The 21,027-nt window shown below is 68.2% G+C and carries 15 protein-coding genes; 6 read left to right on the top strand and 9 right to left on the bottom strand.

The window, feature by feature from the left end:
• Positions 1-24 precede the first annotated feature (24 nt).
• Positions 25-3,246, bottom strand: a complete 3,222-nt coding sequence (locus tag ACIA8E_RS35390) for an alpha-L-rhamnosidase (RefSeq protein ID WP_399304499.1) — start codon at positions 3,244-3,246, stop codon at positions 25-27.
• A gap of 419 nt (positions 3,247-3,665) precedes the next feature.
• Between ACIA8E_RS35390 and ACIA8E_RS35385 the strand changes: the two genes are divergently transcribed.
• Both ACIA8E_RS35385 and ACIA8E_RS35380 read left to right on the top strand, forming a co-directional pair.
• Entirely contained in the window at positions 3,666-4,091 is a 426-nt protein-coding gene (locus ACIA8E_RS35385; protein ID WP_399304497.1) for a PPOX class F420-dependent oxidoreductase, read from the top strand.
• Between the two features lie 345 nt (positions 4,092-4,436).
• Entirely contained in the window at positions 4,437-5,318 is an 882-nt protein-coding gene (locus ACIA8E_RS35380) for an MBL fold metallo-hydrolase (protein ID WP_399304495.1), read from the top strand.
• Positions 5,319-5,569: 251 nt separating this feature from the next.
• Here the strand turns inward: ACIA8E_RS35380 and ACIA8E_RS35375 are convergent, their stop codons facing one another.
• The 5 genes from ACIA8E_RS35375 to ACIA8E_RS35355 form a co-directional block, all read right to left on the bottom strand.
• Entirely contained in the window at positions 5,570-6,412 is an 843-nt protein-coding gene (locus ACIA8E_RS35375) for a serine hydrolase (RefSeq protein WP_399304493.1), read from the bottom strand.
• A gap of 439 nt (positions 6,413-6,851) precedes the next feature.
• Positions 6,852-7,790: a carbohydrate ABC transporter permease gene (locus ACIA8E_RS35370; RefSeq protein ID WP_399304491.1), complete on the bottom strand. Its 939-nt coding sequence runs from the start codon at positions 7,788-7,790 to the stop codon at positions 6,852-6,854.
• A complete protein-coding gene (locus ACIA8E_RS35365) occupies positions 7,787-8,935 on the bottom strand; it encodes a carbohydrate ABC transporter permease (RefSeq protein WP_399304489.1) in 1,149 nt (382 codons plus the stop codon). The genes ACIA8E_RS35370 and ACIA8E_RS35365 overlap by 4 nt, the downstream gene beginning before the upstream one ends.
• 5 nt (positions 8,936-8,940) lie before the next feature.
• A complete protein-coding gene (locus ACIA8E_RS35360) occupies positions 8,941-10,185 on the bottom strand; it encodes an extracellular solute-binding protein (RefSeq protein WP_399304487.1) in 1,245 nt (414 codons plus the stop codon).
• Positions 10,186-10,274: 89 nt separating this feature from the next.
• The gene (locus tag ACIA8E_RS35355; protein WP_399304485.1) at positions 10,275-11,324 is read right to left on the bottom strand and encodes a LacI family DNA-binding transcriptional regulator; all 1,050 of its coding nucleotides are present in this window, start codon (positions 11,322-11,324) and stop codon (positions 10,275-10,277) included.
• Between the two features lie 125 nt (positions 11,325-11,449).
• Between ACIA8E_RS35355 and ACIA8E_RS35350 the strand changes: the two genes are divergently transcribed.
• Positions 11,450-13,573: a glycogen debranching N-terminal domain-containing protein gene (locus ACIA8E_RS35350; protein ID WP_399304483.1), complete on the top strand. Its 2,124-nt coding sequence runs from the start codon at positions 11,450-11,452 to the stop codon at positions 13,571-13,573.
• 234 nt (positions 13,574-13,807) lie between these two features.
• Here the strand turns inward: ACIA8E_RS35350 and ACIA8E_RS35345 are convergent, their stop codons facing one another.
• The 3 genes from ACIA8E_RS35345 to ACIA8E_RS35335 form a co-directional block, all read right to left on the bottom strand.
• On the bottom strand, positions 13,808-14,947 hold the full coding sequence (locus ACIA8E_RS35345) for a DUF3103 family protein (RefSeq protein ID WP_399304481.1): 1,140 nt from the start codon (positions 14,945-14,947) through the stop codon (positions 13,808-13,810).
• A gap of 821 nt (positions 14,948-15,768) precedes the next feature.
• A complete protein-coding gene (locus tag ACIA8E_RS35340) occupies positions 15,769-16,629 on the bottom strand; it encodes a DUF427 domain-containing protein (protein WP_399304479.1) in 861 nt (286 codons plus the stop codon).
• Positions 16,630-16,803: 174 nt separating this feature from the next.
• Positions 16,804-17,673 (bottom strand): alpha/beta fold hydrolase, encoded by an 870-nt coding sequence (locus tag ACIA8E_RS35335; RefSeq protein WP_399304478.1) that lies wholly within the window; start codon positions 17,671-17,673, stop codon positions 16,804-16,806.
• Between the two features lie 403 nt (positions 17,674-18,076).
• Between ACIA8E_RS35335 and ACIA8E_RS35330 the strand changes: the two genes are divergently transcribed.
• The 3 genes from ACIA8E_RS35330 to ACIA8E_RS35320 all read left to right on the top strand — a co-directional run bounded on the left by ACIA8E_RS35330 (position 18,077) and on the right by ACIA8E_RS35320 (position 21,020).
• Positions 18,077-18,598: a CGNR zinc finger domain-containing protein gene (locus tag ACIA8E_RS35330; protein WP_399304476.1), complete on the top strand. Its 522-nt coding sequence runs from the start codon at positions 18,077-18,079 to the stop codon at positions 18,596-18,598.
• Positions 18,599-18,641: 43 nt separating this feature from the next.
• Entirely contained in the window at positions 18,642-18,953 is a 312-nt protein-coding gene (locus ACIA8E_RS35325) for a hypothetical protein (protein ID WP_399304474.1), read from the top strand.
• A 189-nt stretch (positions 18,954-19,142) separates the two neighbouring features.
• Positions 19,143-21,020 carry a transketolase gene (locus ACIA8E_RS35320; RefSeq protein WP_399304472.1) on the top strand — a complete coding sequence of 626 codons (1,878 nt, stop codon included), beginning with the start codon at positions 19,143-19,145 and terminating at the stop codon, positions 21,018-21,020.
• Positions 21,021-21,027: the final 7 nt, after the last annotated feature.

The following is a 21,027-nucleotide window of genomic DNA, read 5'->3' as shown; positions in this document are numbered from 1 at the left end:
GTGCCACCGGAACGTCGTTACAGGTCAGTTGGAGAATCGGTGCGTGCCGGAGCCCGCAGCGAAGACGGCGCAGCCGTCCTCCATCCGGAGGAACTCCGATGTGCCATGGGCGACTTGGGTAGCCTCGGTGGCGGGGATCCATACCTCGGCGGTGGTGTTGGCGGGCACCGTGAGGGCGAGGCGGAATCCGTCGCCGTCCAGTTTCCAGCGGGTGGTGACAGGGCCGCGGACGGAGTCGTAGCGTCCCTCCGCCTCAGTTACACCGCCGCCCGGGCGGGGCCGGACGAGGATCTTCCGGAAGCCCGGTGCGGCCGGTGCGATACCCGCGATGTTCGCGTACATCCACTCACCCACGGAGCCGTACGCGTAGTGGTTGAAGGAATTCATTGCGGCGTCCTGGAAGCTTCCGTCGGGCTTGATGGAGTCCCAGCGCTCCCACATCGTCGTCGCGCCCTTGTCGATCTGGTAGCCCCAACTGGGGAAGGACCGCTGGACGAGCAGCCGGTAGGCGACATCGGTATGACCCGTCGAGGTGAGCACGGGCAGCAGGCGAGGGGTGCCGAGGAATCCGGTCGAGAGATGCCAGTCCTTGGCCTTGACGAGTTCGACGAGGCGGTCGGCCGCGGGGCCCCGGTCGGCTTCCGTCAGCAGGTCCATGGACAGGGCCAGCACATACGCGGTCTGTGTGTCGCCCTTCACCTTGCCGCCGCTCGAGACGTACGCCGCGCGGAAGGCGTCACGGACGCTTGCGTAGAGCGAGGTGTACGGCGCCGCATCCCTTCCGAGGGCCTGAGCAGCCCGGGCGACGAGGTCGGCGGCATGGGCGAAATACGCGGTGCCGATGACGTCCTTGGGGGTCTCGTCCTGGATGTTGAGCCAGTCGCCGTACCCCTCGGCCGGCCGCAGGAAGTTGCTGCTGTGCTGCTCCAGGTACTCGAGCCACTTCAGCATCGAAGGCCAGGACTGATCGAGGACCCGGGTGTCGCCGTACGCCTGGTACAGCGCCCAGGGCACGGTCACTCCGGCATCACCCCAGCCCGCCACGCCCTTGCCTACCGTGCCGACAAAGGGAGCCACATCGGTGAACGCGCCGTCGTCCGACTGACCGTCACGCAGGTCGACGAGCCATTTGGTGAGGAAGCGCCCCGACTCCATGTTGTACGTGGCCGTCGGCGCGAAGACATTGATGTCGCCGGTCCAGCCGAGCCGCTCGTCGCGCGCGGGGGTGTCGGTGGGGATGGAGACGAAGTTGCCGCGCTGCCCCCAAGTGATGTTGCTGTGCAGCTGGTTGAGCATCGGCACGTTCGTCGAGAAGTCCATGGTCAAGGGTGCATCGGTGTGGATGACCCGCCCCGCTACGGCGTTCAGCGGTGGCTTGCCCGGATAACCCGTCACCTCGACGTAGCGGAAGCCGTGGAAGGTGAAACGAGGCTCGTACGTCTCCTTGCCGCCACCCTTGAGGGTGTACGTGTCGGTGGCGCGGGCGGTGCGCAAGTTGGTGGTGTAGATCGTGCCGTCCGGGTTGAGGACCTCCGCGTGGCGCAACCGCACGGCCGTCCCCGCCTTGCCCGAGACGGTGAGGCGGACCGCACCGACCATGTTCTGGCCGAGGTCGTAGACGAAGACACCGGGCTTCGGCTCGGTCATCTTCCTGGCGGGCAGTGTGCGCTCCACGCGCGTGGGACCGCCGGCTTCGGCGACAAGAGCGGCGCTCACCTTGTCGAAGGCATCGGCCGTCACCCAGGCGGAGTCGTCGAATCCGGGGCGTGTCCAGCCCTCGGTCTCCAGGCGGGCGTCGTATTCCTCGCCCGACATGATGTCGGCGCTCGCGACGGGACCGGTCGCTGCCCGCCAATCGGTGCCGGACAGCACCCGCTCGGTCGAGCCGTCGGTGTACGTGACCTCCAACTGGGCGAGGAACGCGGGTCGTTCGCCGTACTGGTGGGGACCGAACATGCCGACATTCCCCGCGTACCAGCCGGTGGCGACGGTCACACCGAACGCGTTGGCCCCGGCCCGGACCAGTTTCGTGACGTCGTACGTCTGGTACTGGACCCGCTTGCGGTAGTCCGTCCAGCCGGGCGCGAGCCGGTCCTCGCCGACCCGCTCGCCGTTGAGATGAGCCTCGTACAGGCCCAGAGCCGTGGAGTACAGCCGCGCCCGCGCGACGGATGTGCGCTTCAGGCGGAACTCATGGCGCAGCTGCGCGGCGGGCGATGAGGACGGTGTCACCTTGCCCCACGGGCCCGAACCCCACTTCGCGAGCGCCTTCGCCTGCTGCCAGGAGACGTCGTCGAAAGCGGCGGAGCGCCAGTCCCCGCCCGGCTCTTCATCGACGGCCTTCCAGTCGGCGCCGGTGACGAAGGCGCGCACCCCGTCCGCGGTCGTCAGCTCGAGGAGTCCGAGCAGACCGGCCGGCGAGGCCGTGGCGTTGGTGGCGGATACGGCGATCACCGAGGTGCCGGTCGGCAGGTGAGCGGTCACGTCGACGAGGGCGGGGCGGCGCCAGTTCTCCGCCGGCCCGTCCGCTTCGGCGTGCGCGACCTGCGTCCCGTTCACGTACGCGGTGTAGCCGTCGTCGGCCGTCATGACCAGGCGTGCACGGGTCACCCCTTCGGGGATGTCGACACGGCCGCGGAAGAAGCGGGTCGCCGCGGGCGCGCCGGCGGCCGGGTCGCCCTCCGGGAACCAGATCCAGGAGGCGTCGTCCAGCGCGGGGGCGCCGACCAGCTCGGCGGGCGCGCCGATCCACTGCGCGGACCAGTCGGACCGGTCCGTCAGACCGGTCTCCCACCAGGACGGCTCGCTCCAGGCGGAGGCTTTGCCCCCGGCGTCCCAGACACGCACCGACCAGTAGTAGCGGGTACGTGACGTGAGTGCGGGTCCCGCGTACGGCACCAGGACGGAGTCCGGGGACATGACCTTGCCGCTGTCCCACACGTCGGGCTTCGCGAGGCGGCCCGGGGAGCCGGCGACGCGTATCTGATAGGCGCTCTGCGCCTGGCCCGGCTCGTCGGACGCCAGAGGCCAGCTCAGCCTGGGTTGTGGCACGTCAAGACCGAGCGGGTGACTCACGTACTCGACGGTCGGTCCGTTGACGTGTACGCCCTGCGTCACTTCTGTTCCTCCGGCGGCGGCCCCGGGGGCTTGAGTTGCCTGTGCGGCGGCGCCGGGTGCGGCGGAGGCGATGGCCGTCCCCAGGGCTGCCGTGGCGGTCGTGCTGAGCAGTCTTCTTCTGCTGATCACGCTCGGCTCCATACGACTCGATGATGAATCGTTTCAGGCATGGAAACTAGGGTGGGTGAAGTGAACTGTCAAGGGTTTGGGCGTAGCCGCAAGGGGTTCAAAGATTTGCAAGTCCGCGGCATTGACGCCGCTCGTACTGCGAGGCTAGGTTCCGTGCGTCCTACTTGAAACCTTTCACGGCTACCCTCCCTGGCCCGGCCTTGCGGACTCGACCGGTGCTGTTGGCGCCTGCGGCGGGAACGGCTGCCGACTGTGCGGTTCCGATTCGTGCGAGAGCGGACCGACTTCACCGTCTCCAAGCCCTCGACGTCAGTCATCGGTGAGCCTTGTCGGTGGACGTGCACAGCGTGGGGCCGCGATCTGCGGTCGTTCGGACTGAGCGAGACATAGGGTGAGTCTGTGACAGTAAGGATCAAGCTATGAGCGGCCTGCCGCGCGAACTGCGAGAGTTGATCGCGTCCGGGCCCATGGTTCACCTGAGCACGATCAACCCCGACGGAAGTCCGCAGGTGACGGTCATCTGGATCGGGCTGGACGGCGATGATCTCGTCAGTGGTCACATGTCGCGCCACGTGAAGCTGCGCAACATCGAGCGCGACCCACGGGTCGTATTGTCCTTCGACGCACCGCGGGCGCCCGGCGTCTTCTTGAACGAGTACGCCGTATTGCGGGCGCGGGCCGAAGTTCAGCCGAGCGGAGACGCCTGGGATCTGCTCAATGGATTGGCGAAGGTCTACATGTCCCAGGACGCAGAATTCCCGGTGCCGAAGGGGCCCGGCTATCTCGTGCGCTACTCCGTCGAACGCATCGGTGGCGTCGGCCCGTGGGCGCCCACCTCCCGCTGACCCGCGGGCAAATGGCAAGAGGTATAGATCGCCGCTCTCGGTCACAGCTGGTTGGCGGAGCTCCCCAGGTTTATGGTTGAAACGCATGACGATGCAATCGGAGGCGATGATTGTGGGGCTGATAACCGGTCAGAACCCGGGCAGTGCCAGGGCTGTCGCCGAGGCCGTCGTCCGTCAGCCGACTGCAGCCTGACACGGCGTGGTGGGGGGACCGGTTCACCGAGCCCCGCGGATGCACCGTTGATCAACTCGATCTGTGCGTAGTAGATCCGGCCCGGAGACGCGAATCTACGTGGACGTGTGCGCCGGGCCCGGCCTGGTGAGACGACGCGTTCAGGAGAGGTCATGGGCGGAAGTGAAGCGCAGGTCGATTTCGTGTCGGAGGCCCCCGAGCCGCGCCTGTCGGCCGTCAACTGGATCCACGGATCCCCGTCGGCGAAACACAACACAGACCCGGATATCCAGGTCCACGCGTACGACGAGCACACGTTCATCCTGCGCCAGAACATGGCGGTCAACTACGAGGCGCCGTTCCTGTTCCTGATCTTCGGCAACACTCGAGCTGTACTCATCGATACCGGGGCCACCGGGTCCGCCCAGTTCTTTCCGCTGCGCCGGGTTGTCGACGACCTGGTCGGGCGGTGGTTGGCCGAGCATCCCCGGGATGACTACACGTTGCTCGTCCTGCACACCCATGGCCACGGCGACCACATCGCGGCCGACGCACAGTTCACCGACCGTCCCCGGACCACGGTCGTTCGGGCGGACCGGAGCAGCGCCTGGGGCTACTTCGGTTTCACCGACGACCCGGACCGGGTGGCCCGGGTCGACCTCGGTGGCCGAGTGCTTGAGTGCTTCGCCACCCCCGGCCACCATGAGGCGGCCATCACCTACTACGACCCGCACACCGGATTCCTGCTCACCGGCGACACGGTCTACCCGGGGCGGCTGTATGTGGAGGACTGGGACGCCTTCGGAAGAACTGTCGACCGTTTGATCGCGTTCGCTGACACCCGACCCGTGACACATGTCCTCGGCTGCCACATCGAGATGACCAACGAGCCCGGTGTGGACTACCCGGTCCTGACCACGTACCAGCCGGATGAGCCACCGCTGCAGATGACCACCGGCCAACTGCGCAGCATTCGCGAAGCGATGGACGAGATCGGCGGCCGACCCGGACGGCACGCCTTCCCCGACTTCATCATCTGCAACGGGGACGCGTGAGCAGTCGCGGAATCCGGGCGCTCCACGTCAGCCGCCTCCCATGGTGACCGTCCGCCTGTACAGCGGAGACACGGGACCCCGCTCTGGATCCGGGCAGTTTCGTGATCATCGGTCGTGTTGAGCGGGGCGACGACGTCTCGGCAGCGATCCTGAACGTCGTCGCAGGTGGCCCCTGCTGGGCGCGACAGGGGAGACACCCGTATCGGACTCAGGTCACTGGAGTCGGGGCTCTTCCGGTCAATGGCTCGCTGTCAACGCGCGCTGGTCAGGTCACGATGGATGACGCGCGCAGCTCCTTCGATGGTGGCGACGCCGTAATCCATCGTGAGGTTGCCGCTCGAGAGGACAGCCATGCCGTAGTCGTGACCGCTGCCGGTGAAGGCGCCGACGCTGTGCACCCGCCATCCGTCGGTCGCGCGCGGCAGCCACCCATTCTTGACGTGCACCGTTGCCGAAGCGGGTGATCCGGCGGGCACCCCCCACCTCTGGCCGGGGGTGACGTGCTCCATCAGGTCGAGAGCGTAGGCGCGCGAGGTCGTGGTGAGCACCGAGTTCTCCGTCGACAGCAGCTGCATCAGCCGGAGCTCGTCCCCGGCGGTGATCTGGGTGAGCCCCCAGCTTCCACCGGAACCTGGGACGGTGTGCCGCATGTCTGCCAGGGTCAGGAACTTCTTGAAGCCGGCGGATCCGATCTGGTGCCAGAGAGCGGAGGTCGCGTCGTTGTCGGACTTGGTGATCATCGCGGTGGTCAGTTTCACCTCCTGCGGAGTCAGCTTCCGGTGTGCCTCCTCGGCCTGCCGCAGCAGTGCCCCGAGCACCGTGACCTTGACAACACTGGCGGAGTCGAAGTGCGCGTCGGCCCTGAGCGCGCAGGTGGTTCCGGTGATCCGGTCGTAGAGGGCCAGCGCCGACGTGTCCTGCCGCCCGTTGAGAGCACCGGCTATGTCCTGGGACAGCCGGGAGGCCAGTCCTGTTTTATCCGAGGTGCAGACGACCTTCGAACCACCCACTGCGGCGCCGGCCGTGCTTGCCGAGGCCGGGGTGGCCGTGGTGAATACGGCGAGCAATGAGCTTGCGGCAAGGGCAGCGGCCACACCGCGCCGAGAGCAGGTCAATATGTGCGATCCATACATGAAGGCTATGTCCCGTCCTGCTGCGTGTCGGAGTTCCTCTCGCCGGACCTTGCGTGGCCGGGGAGAGTCGGCTCCCGCGACGCCTGCTTTCAACCGCTCGGCGAGGCGGGCTGCGGCAGGTGACTGCCCTGGCACCCGTGTGGGCCGCAGAGAATGGATGAATGGGGAGAATGGTCGAGCCAAACCGGATTGGATCCCCATTTCATATCTCAAAGCGACCATACGTTCCGAGGAGACAAGGATTTCGGATAAGGAGGGCGAATTGTCCGATATGGGCACTATGTCGGCATGTGATATTCGCCAAACAAAAGCGGCCTCGGAAGCGGGGACCCCGACCGCCGACGCGGCAGGACAGTGAACATCCCGCTCCGGTGCCGTCAGCTCCTGACGGCACCGGAACTCACTCCTTGACCGCCCCCTCGTTGGCGCCGCTCACGAAGTAGCGCTGGAAGCAGAAGAACAGCGCGGCCACCGGAATGGTGGAGAGCAGGGCTGCCGTCAGCTTCAGCGGATACTGGGTGCCGCCGCCGAGACCTCCCGAGACAAAGCGGGCCAGACCCGTGGTGAGCGTCTCGTACTGGCTGGACTGGGTGCTGACGAGGAAGTGCGTGAACTCGTTCCACGACCCCTGGAACGACAGGATCGTCAGAGTGATCAACGCCGGTCGGGCCATCGGCAGGACTACGGACCAGAAGATCCGGAACACGCCTGCCCCGTCGACCCGGGCGGCCTCCTCGACCTCACGCGGCACGGATTCGAAGAACTGCTTCATGATGAAGATGCCTGCCGCGTCCACCAGCAACGGCAGGATCATGCCGGTGTACGTGTCGAAGAGCCCGAAGGCGTTGAGCACCAGGAACTTCGGGATGAGCAGGGCCACTCCGGGCACCGCCATCACTGCGAGCACAAAGCCGAACAGTGCCGAGCGGCCCCGGAAGCGCAGCCGCGCCAGCGCGTACCCTGCCATCGAGTCGAACAGCACCCGGCCTGCAGTCACCAGTACCGCCACCAGCGCCGAGTTGCTGAGCCAGCGCAGGAAGGGAATCCCTTCCGAGGCTTGGCTCAGCCCGAACAGCCGCTGATACGCGGCCGTCGTCGGAGTGGTGGGCAACATGGCCAGCGGATGCGCGGCGGCATCCGGGTCCGTCTTGAAACCGGTCACCAATTGGAGGACGAACGGCAGCAGATAGAGCAGACCCAGCCCCAGCACCACGGCGTACCCCACCAACCGAGCCGGCAGCGGGAAACGGCTCAGGACAGGGTGTCCTCGTTCGCGCGGTGCGCGACGGCGAGCGGACCGCCGGGCCCGGTCGCGTACGGCCGTACCGGCGGCGGTCATCGGTTCCTCCCGGTGTGTACGTCACGCTCCCGCAGCGCCCAGCGCTGGAACGCGGTCAGAATGAGGATCAGGGCCAGCAGAATGAACGCGATCGCCGAGCCCTGCCCGAAGTCCGCGTTGTCGAAGCCCGCGGAGTACGACAGGAATGCGGGCGTGAGCGTCGTGTTGCCCGGGGCGCCCTGGCCCATCACGTACACCTGGTCGAAGACCTGCCAGGTGGAGATCAGTCCCAGAGTGAGCACCAGGAACAGCACGGGACGCAGCGCGGGCAGCGTCACATACCGAAGCATCTGGCGGCGATTGACCCCTTCCATGGCAGCCGACTCCTCCAGCTCCCGCGGGATGTTCTGGAGCGCTGCGAGGAAGATCAGCATGAAGCTGCCCGAGGTGGTCCACACGGCGAGCAGGATGATCGTGCACATTGCGACCGAGGGACCCGCGAGCCACTCGAACCACGACAGACCCAGCAGTGAGTGATCGGCGAGCACCCCGGCGGGCCGTTCAGGATCGACGATTCCCAGACCGCTCAGGATCAGGGAGAGCACTCCGCGCGGGTCCGCGAACCAGTTGGGACCCTTGAGACCGATCCAGGACAACATGGAGTTGACGGCTCCGCTGCCCTGGAAGAGAAAGAGGAAGACCGTGGAGACGGCGATGGAGCTGGTGACCGACGGGAAGAAGAACGTTGTACGGAGCGCGCCCCGCCCCCGCAGCAGTTTCTGGTTGACGATCAGGGCCAGAGCCATTGCCAGCACGGTCTGCAGAGGGACGGTCAGCAGGACGTAATAGGCGTTGTTGCGCAGGGCGGTCGCGAAGAGCGTGCGGTCGAGTCCGTCCTGGGTGAGCAGCGTCCGGTAGTTGTCCAGACCGACGAAATCGGCCTGACCGGAGAACGGGTTGGACTGTCCGTCCCAGTGCAGCAGGCTCACCCACAGCGCCATCAGGATGGGAAGCACCATGAAGAGGCCGAGGACGAGCGCCATGGGGCTGACGAACAGCCAGCCCCAGGTGCCCTCCCCGCGAAGGCCCGCGCGCTGGGGGCGGGCCTTCGCGGTCGTACCGGTTCTGCCGGGTGCGCTGTCAGGTGCGCCGGCCGAGCCGGTCGTGGGGGGAGTGCCGCTTGCGCGCATCGTGCGGATGGGCATGGGGCTCAGTTGCCCTTCACGATCGCCTGTTCGCCGTTGCGCTGAAGGTCGGCGAGGATCTTCTTCGGGTCGGCGGTGCGCAGCGACTGGAGATCGGTGTTGAACTGGCTCAGGACCTTGTCGAAGCCGGCGATCGTCACCGGGCCCTGCGCGTAGGCGTTGCCGTCCACCCAGGCCTTGGCGGCCGGCTGCTTCTCGGCGTACGTCTCGAGCGCACTTGTCCGCGACGGCATGACACCGAAGGCGTCGGCGAATGCGAGCTGCTGCTTGGCGGAGGTCAGGTACTTCACGAGGTCGACGCCCGCCGCGCGGTGCGCGCTGTCGGCGGCGACGCCCCAGCAGTTGCTGAAGGCGAGGGTGCCCTTGCCGGCCGGCCCCTCGGGCAGCGGCGCGACGGCGTACTTCACGTCGGGGTAATCGAGCTTCATACCGCCGTCGAGCCAGTTGCCCTCGATGGTCATGGCGGCCTTGCCCTTGCCGAGCGCCTCACCGCCCCAGCTGGTGTCCACCTGCTTCGCGAACTTCATCGAGCCCGACTTGAGCAGGGACTGAACGAAGGTGAGCCCCTTGGCGTTCTCGGAGGTGTCGGCGGTCATCTTCTTCTGGTCCGCGTCGGTGAGCCAGCCGCCCGCCTGCTTCATGAAGACGCCGAGTCGCTGGTACTCGTCGCTGGTGACCAGACCGGTGACGCCGTTGCCCGTGAGCTTGTCCGCGACGGTCTTCAGGTCCGCCCAGCTCTTCGGATAGTCCTTCTCCGTCAGCCCGGCCTTCTTCCACAGATCGGTGTTGATGGCGAGGCCGAGGGTGGAGGTGTCCTTCGGCAGGCAGACCAGCTTTCCGTTGTACGAGAACGAGGTGCGCAGCTGCTCGGAGAAGTCGTCGGCGTCGGATATCCGGTCCCCGTACGCGTAGAGCGAGCCGCCCTTCGCGTAATTCGCGAACTGGTCGGAGTTGACGTAGAAGACGTCCGGCGGCTTGTGCCCGGCGAAGGACTGAGCAAGCTGCTGGTTCATGTCCTTGGCGACTTCGACCGTGACCGTGTTGCCTGACTTCTTCGCATACGCGGCGGTGGCGGTCTTGACTGCCTGGGTTTCGGCGTCCCCCGAGGTGGCGATCAATACCGTCAGATTCTGCTTGCCGGCCTTGTCCTGCTTGGGCTCCTTGTCGCTGCCGAAGCTGGATGAGCAGCCGGTGGCGGCCAGCAGCGCCGCGCAGGTGGCGAGGGCGGCGACGGCCGTACGGGTGACCATGAGTTCCTCCAGAAGGCATAACTTGCGGCTCAGCTGCCCGGAAGGGCGTGCTGTGAATCGGTGGCCCGTGAACGGGCGTGGGGAGTGGTTCAGTTGCCCGACGCGGGTGTGCTGTCACGCACGACGAGAGATGGTTCGAGCAGGACGCGCTCAGGCGGAGCGTCGGGTTGGGACATTCGGGCCAACAGAAGACGGACACATTCGCGGCCGACGGCCTCCAGTGGCTGGGCAACGGTGGACAGTCCGGGGGAGAGGAGCGCCGCCGTGGGGGAGTCGTCGAAGCCGACGACGGCGACGTCCGTGCCCGGAACGGCCCGTCGCTCGCGCAGGGCCTGATAGCAGCCCAGGGCGAGCATGTCGCTGGCGGCGATCACGGCCGTCGCTCCCGCGTCGAGCAGCGGTCCGGCGGCGGCCTGTGCCGAGGTGATGTCATCGATGCTCTGCGCCCGCTTGCCGCGTACGGCAAGGCCGTGCCGCTGCATGGCGCGCTGCCAGCCCTCGGCGCGGTCGTCGCCGACTCCGGAGCCGCGCGGCCAGCCGAGAAAGGCGATCTTGCGATGCCCCATAACGACCAGATGCTCGACCGCGGAGTCCGTGCCCGAGGCGCCGTCGACATCCACCCAGTCGCCTATCTGGCGGCCGGACCATATCCGGCCGAAGCCCACGAATGGCACACCGCGCTTCTCCAACCAGGCCTGGCGCCTGTCGCCCCGCTCGGTGCCGCTCAGCACGAAACCGTCCACGCTGTGCAGGTCGAGGAGCTCCTCGTACCCCTCGAGGCCGGTGCTGCCGGGGGGTGAGGCGAAGAGCAGGATCCGGTAGCCGGCCTCGTCGGCGGTCTGGGACAAGGCGTGCAGAAACCGGTCCATGACCGGGGCAGAGGTGCCGGGGGCGGTGGGGCGTATGCCGTAGCCGATGAGCCTGCTGGAGCGGGTGCGCAGGGTCTGGGCGGCTCGATGCGGGCGATAGCCCAGCTCGTCGATGGTGCGGCGGACCCGCTCCAGGGTCTCCGGACGGAGCAGTTCCGGCGAGTTGATCGCATTGGACACTGTTTGCGGAGAGACGCCGGCCCGCCTCGCCACCGTGGCCAGAGTCACCGAACCTGCCTTGGGTGCGGGGGCGTTGGGGGAGCGGGGCATGGGTGTCTCCGGAACCGGTTGTGCGAACGGACGAGTTGATTGGAGCGTTCCAATACCGTTGTCAACGCTGTGAAGTCGTAGTTAGGGTTCTTGGAACGCTCCAATGCCTGAGAGGTTCTGCTCTGTTGGACACCACTGTCAAGACCCACGACATGACGAACTCCGACACGGGGCCCGGCCCTTCGGCCGAAGGCCTCCAGCCATTCCTGCATGACGCCTGTGTGACGCTGTACGCCCCGAGCTTCGCGATCTCGCACGCCGACGGACAGATCGACGGTTCCGCCGACGGCTTCTACCACGGCGACAGCAGAGCGCTCGCCCGCCTGACCGTCGCGGCGGACGGGATCGCGATTGCGCCGGTACGGGGAGCCGTCGAAGGAGCGGACCGGGCGGCCTTTCGCGGTGTGCTGCGCGGTCTGGGTGAGGAGACTCCGGATCCGGCGGTCACCCTGCTCCGGCGCCGCCGCGTCACCCCCGGGCGCCTCGAGGAGACCCTCGAAGTCGCCAACGCCGGACGGCAGAACGTCCGTTTCCGGCTGATCGTCACTGCCGGGACCGACCTCGCCGCGATGGAGCGCGTCAAGTCCGGACGCGCGCAGAGCCCGGTCTCCGCCACCGCCACCGAGAGCGGACTCGACTGGTCACAGGACACCTTCGCCGTACGCCTCACCAGCTCCCCGGAGCCCGCCACCGTCGACCCGGCCGCCGGACGGCTGGAGTACGACATCGAACTCACCCCCCGCTCGTCATGGACCGCTGTGCTGCGCTGTGACGCGGCTCATGAGGACGGCGATCAGTTCCCCGCGCCCCCGGCGGACAGCCTGCCCTGGCGCACACCGGTACTGCGCAGCGCCGACCGGCGTTTCGACCAGTGGCTGAGCCAGTCGGCCGCCGACCTCGACCGGCTGCGGCTGACCGATCCCGACAAACCCGCCGATCAGTTCCTGGCCGCCGGAGCCCCGTGGTTCCTCACCCTCTTCGGCCGCGACTCCCTGTGGGCGGCCCGTATGCTGCTGCCGCTGGGCACCGATCTCGCTGCGGGTACGCTGCGCACCCTCGCCCGCCGCCAAGGCACGAAGTCCGACCAGGACACCGAGGAACAGCCCGGCAAGATCCTGCACGAAGTGCGCCGAGCCACCCAGAACTTCAACGAGAACTTCTCCCTGCCGCCCTGCTACTACGGCACGGTCGACGCCACCCCGCTCTGGATCACCCTGCTGCACGACTCCTGGCGCTGGGGCCTCGCGCCCGAGCAGGTGGAGCAGCTCCTTCCGCACGCGGAGTCCGCCCTCGCCTGGATGCGTGACCATGGCGACGCGGACGGCGACGGATTCCTGAAGTACATCGACCGCACCGGACGTGGCCTGGCCAACCAGGGGTGGAAGGACTCCGGCGACTCCATCCGGTATCGCGACGGCCGCTTCGCCACTTCCCCGATCGCGCTCTGCGAGGTCCAGGCCTACGCGTACGAGGCGGCCCGCGGCGGCGCCGACCTGCTGCGCGCCTTCGGCCGACCCGGCGCCGACCAGTGGGAGGAGTGGGCCGAACGGCTGCGTGACCGCTTCCGCAGCCACTTCTGGGTGGAGGACGAACGGGGTCCGTACCCGGCCGTCGCGCTCGACGGGGACAAGAAGCCGGTGGACTCGGTCACCTCGGGCTTCGGGCAACTGCTGGGCACCGGCCTGCTCAACCATGAGGAGAGCGCCTTGCTGGCCGCCAGGCTCGGCGCGCCCGACCTCGACTCGGGCCATGGCCTGCGGACCCTGAGCAGCGACTCCGTGGCCTACAACCCGTACGGCTATCACATCGGTTCCATCTGGCCGCACGACACCGCGATCGCGGTACACGGCCTGGTCAGGGCCGGGTTCCCGGAAACGGCCGCGTCCCTCTCCGGGGGTCTGCTGACCGCCTCCGCGGGCTTCGACGGGCGGCTTCCCGAACTGTTCGCCGGTCATGGCGCGGCGACCGACACCCGGCCCTCGCCCTATCCGGCGTCCTGCCGTCCTCAGGCCTGGGCGGCGGCCTCGTCCGTCATGATCCTGCAGTCGATGCTGGGGCTCTCTGCCGATGCCCCGAGCGGAACGCTCACGGTCGCGCCCGGATTCGCTGAGGAATACCGGCCGCTGAAGGTCGAGGGCCTCGACATCGCCGGCGGGCGGCTGGACATCTCCATCGACGCCGACGGTACGGCGCACATCGAGGCGCCGAACGGCCTGGTGGTGAAAAGGGAGCACATGACGCCCCGTTGACGCGGAGCGGCTGTACCCGCCGCGCACGCGTCGCCGACGACGTCGAAACCGCCGTCCGCGACCCGCACGTCGTGCGCCAGTAGTGTCTCCAGGGCCTCGGTGAGCGGTTGGGTCGGAACCATCGCTTCGCTTCCCTCAGTGATCACCAGTGATCGTTCGGAGAGGGAACGGCCGGTGCCCCGAAACACGGAAGGCCGCCCTCGGGCGGCCTTCGCGAGTCTTGCGTACGCGCGGTCAGAACTGCTCGACGAAGTACGGCTCGACCGTCATCCAGCCGTTGCCGGCCGCCCCGTTACGGCGACCCGAGTCACTCCGGGCGAGGGTGTACCAGGAGTCGACGTAGTCCGGGTCGTCGGTCCACCAGGAGGTGGGGATGGCCGCCAGGACCGCGTTCACCAGGGGAATGTACGCCCCCTGGTCCGTGATGGTGAGCAGGGCCGTGGTCAGAGCCTGGGCGAGCGCCTGGTAGTTCGTGTCGCCGTCGTCCTCCATCATCACGGCGTCGGCGAGGTTGTACTTGTAGTTCGACCAGTTGACCAGGATCTGGTTGGGGTAATAGACGACCCCGTCGCTGTTCAGATAGGGCATGTCCACCGTGTCCACGCGCACCTTGCCGTCCAGCCCGAAGCCGGTCACAAGCGTGTACACCTCGGCGTCACCCTTGACCCAGGGCTCCTCGTCGTCGGCCAGTTCGACCGATGTGACGCGGGTGGACCACCAGCCGCCGGCGGCCTGCCGCGCCTGCGGCCGGGGGGTGGCGACACCGTGCTTCGCGAATTCTGCTCTCAGGACGCCGAGGCCCGCCGCGAGGGCCTTGGAGACGTCGATGTCCACCACGTAGACAGGCCGTTGGGGCACCTCACGGGCGTCGAGGGTGTGCGCTCGTCCGTGGCTGTCATACGCGGTGATCGTCTCGGCGGCGTCGTCGGCAGGGGCCGCGGCCACCAGCGGGAGGGCCTCACCTGTCAGGTCCTCGCGCATCGAGGCGTCGCCGAGACGGACGCGCAGCAGCGAGCCGGTGTTCGCGGCCAGCCCCTTGGCCGCAGCGATACGGCGGTCCGCCTCGCGGACCGCCGGGATCAGGGCCTTGCCGCTCCTGGTGGTGGACCGAGCCGCCAGGGCCTGTACATCGACCTGGGCGGACGAGAGGGCCGCGCCGCGTACCTGCGACCGCCAGTCCGCATCCGCCAGCGAGACGGCGAGGGAGCGGGCGACATCGTCCTCGATGCCGCGCACGGCGGACGGTGCCGCGGCGGACGGCCGCGCCGGGGACGCCTCGGCGGACGCCGATACGGCTCCCTGCGCCGTGGCGGTGGTGACCGCGGTGAGAAGGACGGCCACGAGGGCGGTACGCCGCAACTGCTTCTTGCTCAAGAGATCCTCCTGATGCCGAACGCTGGCTCCGCCAGGGCGGAGCCGCCGGGTGGGCGGCTGCGCTGCTGGACGGGTTCTGGGACGTCTGCGCCCAGGATGGCGGCATGAGGTCTATGCGAGTAGATCTGCGAGGGTAAATTTCTCGTGTCGGGATCACGTCAACTCGGCCGGTCTGTAAGGGAGTTGCCTCCGGCACAGGAGGCTGTCGTCCTCCAGGGCGTCATGAGGCCGGTGCCATGCGTACCCTCTGAGACCTCGATCGAGTTCCCTGCGTAGGGTCTTGGGTTTCCGTCCACTGCTCTTCCCGGGAGTCCCGCCATGGAACACAACTCCGTATGTCCCTGACCCGTTCAGTCGGCCCAGCCGGGACAGGTCCGCTCATGACCGGAGCTGGACAAGGATCGGCGATTCAGCCACGCTCGGCAGCGAACGGAGCCGCCGGAGCCGAAGACCGGAGCGGCCAAACGTTCGCCGACGCGGCGGTGGGTGGTCGTCAGCACCCCGCTGAACGGTCGGGACAGCCGGGCCGTCCCGATTGCGGCCACTGGACGCTGCTGTGCCGGATTCTCGGCCTGCGGCGCGGCCGGCCGCGGGGAATCCGTCATCAGCAGACTGGACACGGGGGCCACGCCCGAGGTGGTCCGCCCGGTCGACGTGCGAAGGGCTCCCGGGCGGACTCCACTGCCCATGCTGCCCCGGCCGTCGACACTGCTGCCGTTGACGGGGCCGGTAGTGAGACCGGTCGGGTGGTGCCGCGTTCCGTGAACCGCGTCGCTCGAACCGTTTCCACGCGGTAGGTTCGCCCTCCGGCTCCTGTCGGGTCAGTGGGCCCCGACTTCGTCGACGTCCAGGCCGCGGTCGACCCCGTGGGGGACGACCTTCTGCCCGCGCTCGAGTTCCAGGCGTTTGCCGTCCAGGTGGATCTCGACCTGGTCCGGTTCGAAGGACACCATGTCACCGATCCGGCCGACCTCCGGGTAGGCGTCGCGGTACGTCCAGGCGGCCCGGGGCGCATTGCCGATGTCGTAGTAGTCGCACAGGCCCTTGTAGGGGCAGAAGGTCTGTCCTTCGACGGGGCGCAGCTGGGTCTCGTCGATGTCGGCGCGCGGGACGTACCAACGCGGAGCGAATCCGGATTCGTAGAGCACGACGGGGTGCTCGGAGCGGGCTATCACGGTGTCGCCCAGGCGGACTTCCAGAGGCCTGGAGGTGCTGCGGATGTCGATGCGGTGGTACGGGTCCGCGGCGTGGCCCAGGATGCGCTCGTCCTCCTCGTAGAAGGCGTCCATGGCCCGCCACGCGAAGGCGATGCGGCCTTGCAGCTCGGCGGCATGCCCGGGCGGCGAGGTGAACTCCCAGGCGGCGCGTTCGATGGTGCGGTCGCCGGTGTGGACCGCGTACCAGGTGGTCTCGCCCAGGTCCTTGTGGTGGGTGACCTTGTCGCGTGGGGCCAGGACCTGGGGGTCCACGTCCCCGCGGGGGAAGTAGGCGACGGGGTAGCGGCCCGGCTCGTGGAGCAGGATCACGTGCTCGCTGTCGGCGATCCAGGTGTCGTTGAACTTCACGCGCATGCGGCGACGCAACGGCTCGGCGAACAGCAGGCGCTCAGGAAGGGGCTCGGGGGTGAGGAAGTGTCCGATCGCCCTTACGGAAAGGGGTCCTTGCTGCCAGGACAGTCCCATGGCGTTTTCCTTCCGGGTGCGGGGTCGGCGGGAAGCTGCACCCCGCGGGATGGTCGGGTGGTTGTCGTTGCCCGGTCAGGGATTGCAGGGCAGCGTGAGACCGCGACCTCCGGTCGGCGGCAGCAGGCCCGGATGACCTTGCCGTCGATGGCGGTGGCGCCTCGATCCTCCGCGTCAGACGAGGACGCGGCCGAGGAAGTCGCGGATGTGCTGGGTGATCGGCTCGAGGTGGCTCTCGAGGGCGAAGTGGCCGGACTCGAGCAGGTGGATCTCGGCGTCGGGCAGGTCCGTGCTGAACGCCTCGGCGCCCGCGGGGCCGAAGATCTCGTCGTTGACGCCCCAGACCGCCAGCAGCGGGACCTGGGAGTCGCGGAAGTACTGGTGGACCTGCGGGTAGAGGTCGACGTTGGTGGGATAGTCGCGGAAGAGCTTGAGCTGGATCTCGTCGTTGCCCGGCCGGTCCAGCAACGCCTGGTCGTGGACCCAGTTGTCGGGGCTGACCAGGCTGATGTCGGCGACTCCGTTCACGTACTGCCATCGGGTGATCCCGGCGGTCAGGGCGCCTCGCATGGGGGCCTCGGTGTCGGGTCCGGGCGCCTGGGCGTAGGCGAAGACGCCGTCCCAGAACGGCTTGACGAAGCCCTCTTCGTAGGCGTTGCCGTTCTGGCTGATGATCGCGGTGATGCGGTCCGGGGCCTGGAGCGCGAGGCGCCAGCCGATGGGGGCGCCGTAGTCCTGCACGTACATCGCGAACCGGTCGATACCCAAGTGCTGCAGCAGGCCGGAGGTGACCTCGGTGAGGGCGTCGAAGGTGTAGGGGAAGTCCTCCAGGGCGGGCATCGCCGACTGGCCGAACCCGATGTGGTCGGGAGCGATGACGTGGTACCGGTCGGCGAGTGCCGGGATCAGGTGGCGGAACATGTGCGAGCTGGTCGGGAAGCCGTGGAGCAGCACCACGTCGGGTGCCTGGGGGTCGCCGGCCTCCCGGTAGAAGACCTCGAGGCCGTCGACCGTTGCGGTGCGGTGGTGAACTGCGGGGGTCATAGTCCTAACCCTTCTATCGAGCTTGAGTGGTTATGGACCCAGTCGACCACGCTGGTTCTAACCTGTCAAGGTGCTTTTAGTGGTTAGAGCCGTGGGAGGCGTCGCGGATGCCTCCAGGTCGGGGTGCGTTCGCCGCCGGTCACGAGCTCGGGGCGGGGGAGGCGCGGATCGGTGGGCCTTCCTCAAGCCTCCGCCCCTCGGTGACTCGTCGGCCAGTGGAGCCGCCGGGTATGAGTGCACTCGGCTCGCCGGTGTCGGCCTGGTGGGCCTGTGCGTACGAGGTGCCGCCCCCCGGCCGCGGCGAACGCTTCGTCGGGAGCTAACCGTCAAAAATTGCTTTCATGGTTAGATCGAGCTTGGTTCGTGTAACCTGTCAAGCAATTCAATGCGGTTAGGAGGCGTGATGGCGGCCGACGCAGATCGAGAGCAGCAGGACGCACTGCTGGAACTCCTCAACACGACGCCGGTGGTCAATGGGGTGGTCCAGGATCAGCTGGCGGATCCGGAAGCGGCCGAGGCCTGGCAGCGGGCGCACGGCGGCAGCGGGACCGCGGACGAGCACCGCCACCTCCTGCAGGCGCGCGAAACCCTGCAGGAGGTGGTGCGTGGCAGCCGGCCGGCAACGTCACTGGCCCCGGTCCTCGAGGGCGTCACGTCCCGTCCGCAGGTGTCCTCCGCCGGAGTGTCCTGGGACCTCGACGCCCGCAAGGAGCGCCGGATGGCAGTGCAGGCGGTCATGACCTGGAGCGCGCTGCAGAAGGCGACGCCCGGGCGACTGCGGCCGTGTGCCAATCCGGACTGCCGGCGGTTCCTCCTCGACCGCAGCAAGACCAACAAGGCGCGCTGGTGCTCGATGGCTGTCTGCGGCAACAGGATGAAGGCCAGGCGCCACTACCAGCGCACCCGCAGCGGCGCGGCCGAGTAGCACCTCCACCAGGCCCCGAGCAGGCGGCGGGGCTCAGCTCTCCGTGGCAGGCCATTCCCCCGACCGGGCCCCGGCTGCGGTGTCGACTTCGGGCCGTCCCCACCTCCGCAGGGGCGCCCGCCTGGCCCTGTGCACCGTCGGCACCTACCGACCCGAGAGTCCGCACCTGCTCGCTGACCGGACCACCGCGGAGCCGTGTTTCGGCCCCGGCCAGATCAACCACCTCGACGAGGCCCTCACCGCAGCGGGCGTACGCCACCACAGCGAGATCTGCACCGCGCACCGCGGTGCCACCAGGCCGACACCGCCGCCTGCGAAAGCACTGCGGACAAGCGCCACCGGACCGCACTGGTGACGCTCCTGGACCGCGCAGTCCGACCGGCACGCGCTTGAATCGCGGCCTCTGTCCCACGGGCATACGGTCGGCAGGGGCACGGCCGTCGCACGCAGCCGCTGCGGACCGAACGCAGCCTCTGCGCGCGGCCCGCGAGCCGGCGGCCGTCGAACGACCGGATCAGAACGCACGTCTTGAGAGGAGTCCGCGATGTCGGCTGAGAGCACCGCCACTGTCTCGCTGGGGCCTGACAGTGACCTGGACGAGGTCTTCGAGTTGGCTCAGCAGTTGCGGGTGGACTCCGTTCGCGCCAGCACCGCCGCCGGCTCCGGTCACCCCACCTCCAGCCTGTCCGCCGCGGATCTCATGGCCGTCCTCATGACACGTCACCTGCGCTACGACTGGCAGAGCCCGAAGAACCCGGCCAACGACCACCTGATCTTCTCCAAGGGGCACGCCTCCCCCTTGCTGTACGCGATGTTCCTCGCCGCCGGCGCGATCGACGAAGAGGAACTCATGACCACCTACCGCCGCCAGGGTGCGCGCCTTCAGGGCCACCCCACTCCGGTCCTGCCCTGGGTGGATGTGGCCACCGGCTCCTTGGGCCAGGGCATCGCCTACGGCGTCGGCATCGCGCTTGCCGGACGGGACCTGGAACAACAGTCCTCCCGCGTGTGGGTGCTGTGCGGCGACAGCGAAATGGCAGAAGGGTCGGTGTGGGAAGCCCTGGACAAGGCAGGTCGTCACCGGCTGGCCAACTTCACCGTGATCATCGACGTCAACCGCCTCGGCCAGAGCGGTCCCACGGAGCTGGGCTGGGACACCGACGCCTACGTCCGTCGCGCCGAAGCCTTCGACTGCCGTGCCCTTGTCGTCGACGGCCACGACCTGGCGGCCGTCGAACAAGCCCTGGTTGTCGCGGATGACGGGCAGGCCCCCACCGTCATCGTCGCCAAGACGGTAAAGGGCCAAGGTGTCGCCGAGGTCGCAGACGCCGAGGGCTGGCACGGCAAGCCGCTGCCCGACGACCTGGCCGCCCGAGCGATCACCGAACTGGGCGGCGTACGCCACCACACCGTCCGCGGCCCCCAGCCGCCCGCCGCCCCATCCACGGACCCGGTCGCTCCGGTGCAGGTGACGCTCCCGCAGTTCAAGATGGGCGAAGCTGTCGCCACCCGCGTCGCATTCGGCAAGACACTCGCCGCGATCGGCGCCCGCCCCGACATCGTGGCTCTGGACGCCGAAGTGGGTAACTCCACCCACGCGGAGGACTTCGGCAAGGCACACCCCGAGCGGTACTTCCAGATCTACATCGCCGAACAGCAGATGATCGCCAGCGCGGTCGGCATGGCCGTACGCGGCTACCGCCCCTACGCCACCACCTTCGCGGCCTTCCTCACCCGAGCCCACGACTTCATTCGTATGGCCGCCATCTCTCAGGTCTCCATGAGTCTGTGCGGTACCCACTGCGGTGTCGAGATCGGCCCGGACGGCCCTTCTCAGATGGGCCTGGAAGACCTCGCCATGATGCGGGCCATCCACGGTTCCACGGTGCTCTACCCCAGCGACGCCACATCCGCCACGGCCCTGACCGCTTCCATGGCGGACCTCGACGGCATCTCCTACCTGCGCACCACCCGGGGTGCCTACCCCGTCCTCTACGCCCCTGACGAGACCTTCCCGGTCGGCGGATCCAAGACCCTGCGCGCCGGCGACAGTGACCAGGTCACTCTCCTGGGCGCCGGCGTCACCGTCCACGAATGCCTTGCCGCCGCCGACCAGCTGGCCGCCGACGGCATCCCCGCCCGCGTCATCGACCTGTACTCCGTAAAGCCCCTGGACGTCGGCACCCTCGCTCGCGCCGCCCAGGAAACCGGCGCTCTGGTCGTCGTCGAGGATCACCATCCCGAGGGCGGCATCGGCGAGGCTGTGCTGTCCGCGCTCGCCGCACAGCGCCTCACCCCCGCATTCGCCCACCTTGCCGTGCACGACCTGCCGGGCTCCGGGACCCCGTCCGAACTTCTCGACGCCACAGGCATCTCACGCACCCACATCACCCGAGCCGCCCACGACCTCGTCGGCCGCTGAGCACCAT

It is taken from the genome of Streptomyces sp. NPDC051664 (assembly GCF_044453545.1).
GTDB lineage: Bacteria > Actinomycetota > Actinomycetes > Streptomycetales > Streptomycetaceae > Streptomyces.
The sequence above is the reverse complement of the archived record's forward strand: the minus strand, read 5'-3'. Positions and strand labels throughout refer to the sequence as shown.

Coding starts and splice junctions, on each gene's coding strand:
- ACIA8E_RS35335 (WP_399304478.1), bottom strand. CDS start 17,673: ATGACCCCCGCAGTTCACCACCGCACCGCAACGGTCGACGGCCTCGAG.
- ACIA8E_RS35365 (WP_399304489.1), bottom strand. CDS start 8,935: ATGCCCATCCGCACGATGCGCGCAAGCGGCACTCCCCCCACGACCGGC.
- ACIA8E_RS35330 (WP_399304476.1), top strand. CDS start 18,077: ATGGCGGCCGACGCAGATCGAGAGCAGCAGGACGCACTGCTGGAACTC.
- ACIA8E_RS35340 (WP_399304479.1), bottom strand. CDS start 16,629: ATGGGACTGTCCTGGCAGCAAGGACCCCTTTCCGTAAGGGCGATCGGA.
- ACIA8E_RS35370 (WP_399304491.1), bottom strand. CDS start 7,790: ATGACCGCCGCCGGTACGGCCGTACGCGACCGGGCCCGGCGGTCCGCT.
- ACIA8E_RS35320 (WP_399304472.1), top strand. CDS start 19,143: ATGTCGGCTGAGAGCACCGCCACTGTCTCGCTGGGGCCTGACAGTGAC.
- ACIA8E_RS35380 (WP_399304495.1), top strand. CDS start 4,437: ATGGGCGGAAGTGAAGCGCAGGTCGATTTCGTGTCGGAGGCCCCCGAG.
- ACIA8E_RS35385 (WP_399304497.1), top strand. CDS start 3,666: ATGAGCGGCCTGCCGCGCGAACTGCGAGAGTTGATCGCGTCCGGGCCC.
- ACIA8E_RS35355 (WP_399304485.1), bottom strand. CDS start 11,324: ATGCCCCGCTCCCCCAACGCCCCCGCACCCAAGGCAGGTTCGGTGACT.
- ACIA8E_RS35360 (WP_399304487.1), bottom strand. CDS start 10,185: ATGGTCACCCGTACGGCCGTCGCCGCCCTCGCCACCTGCGCGGCGCTG.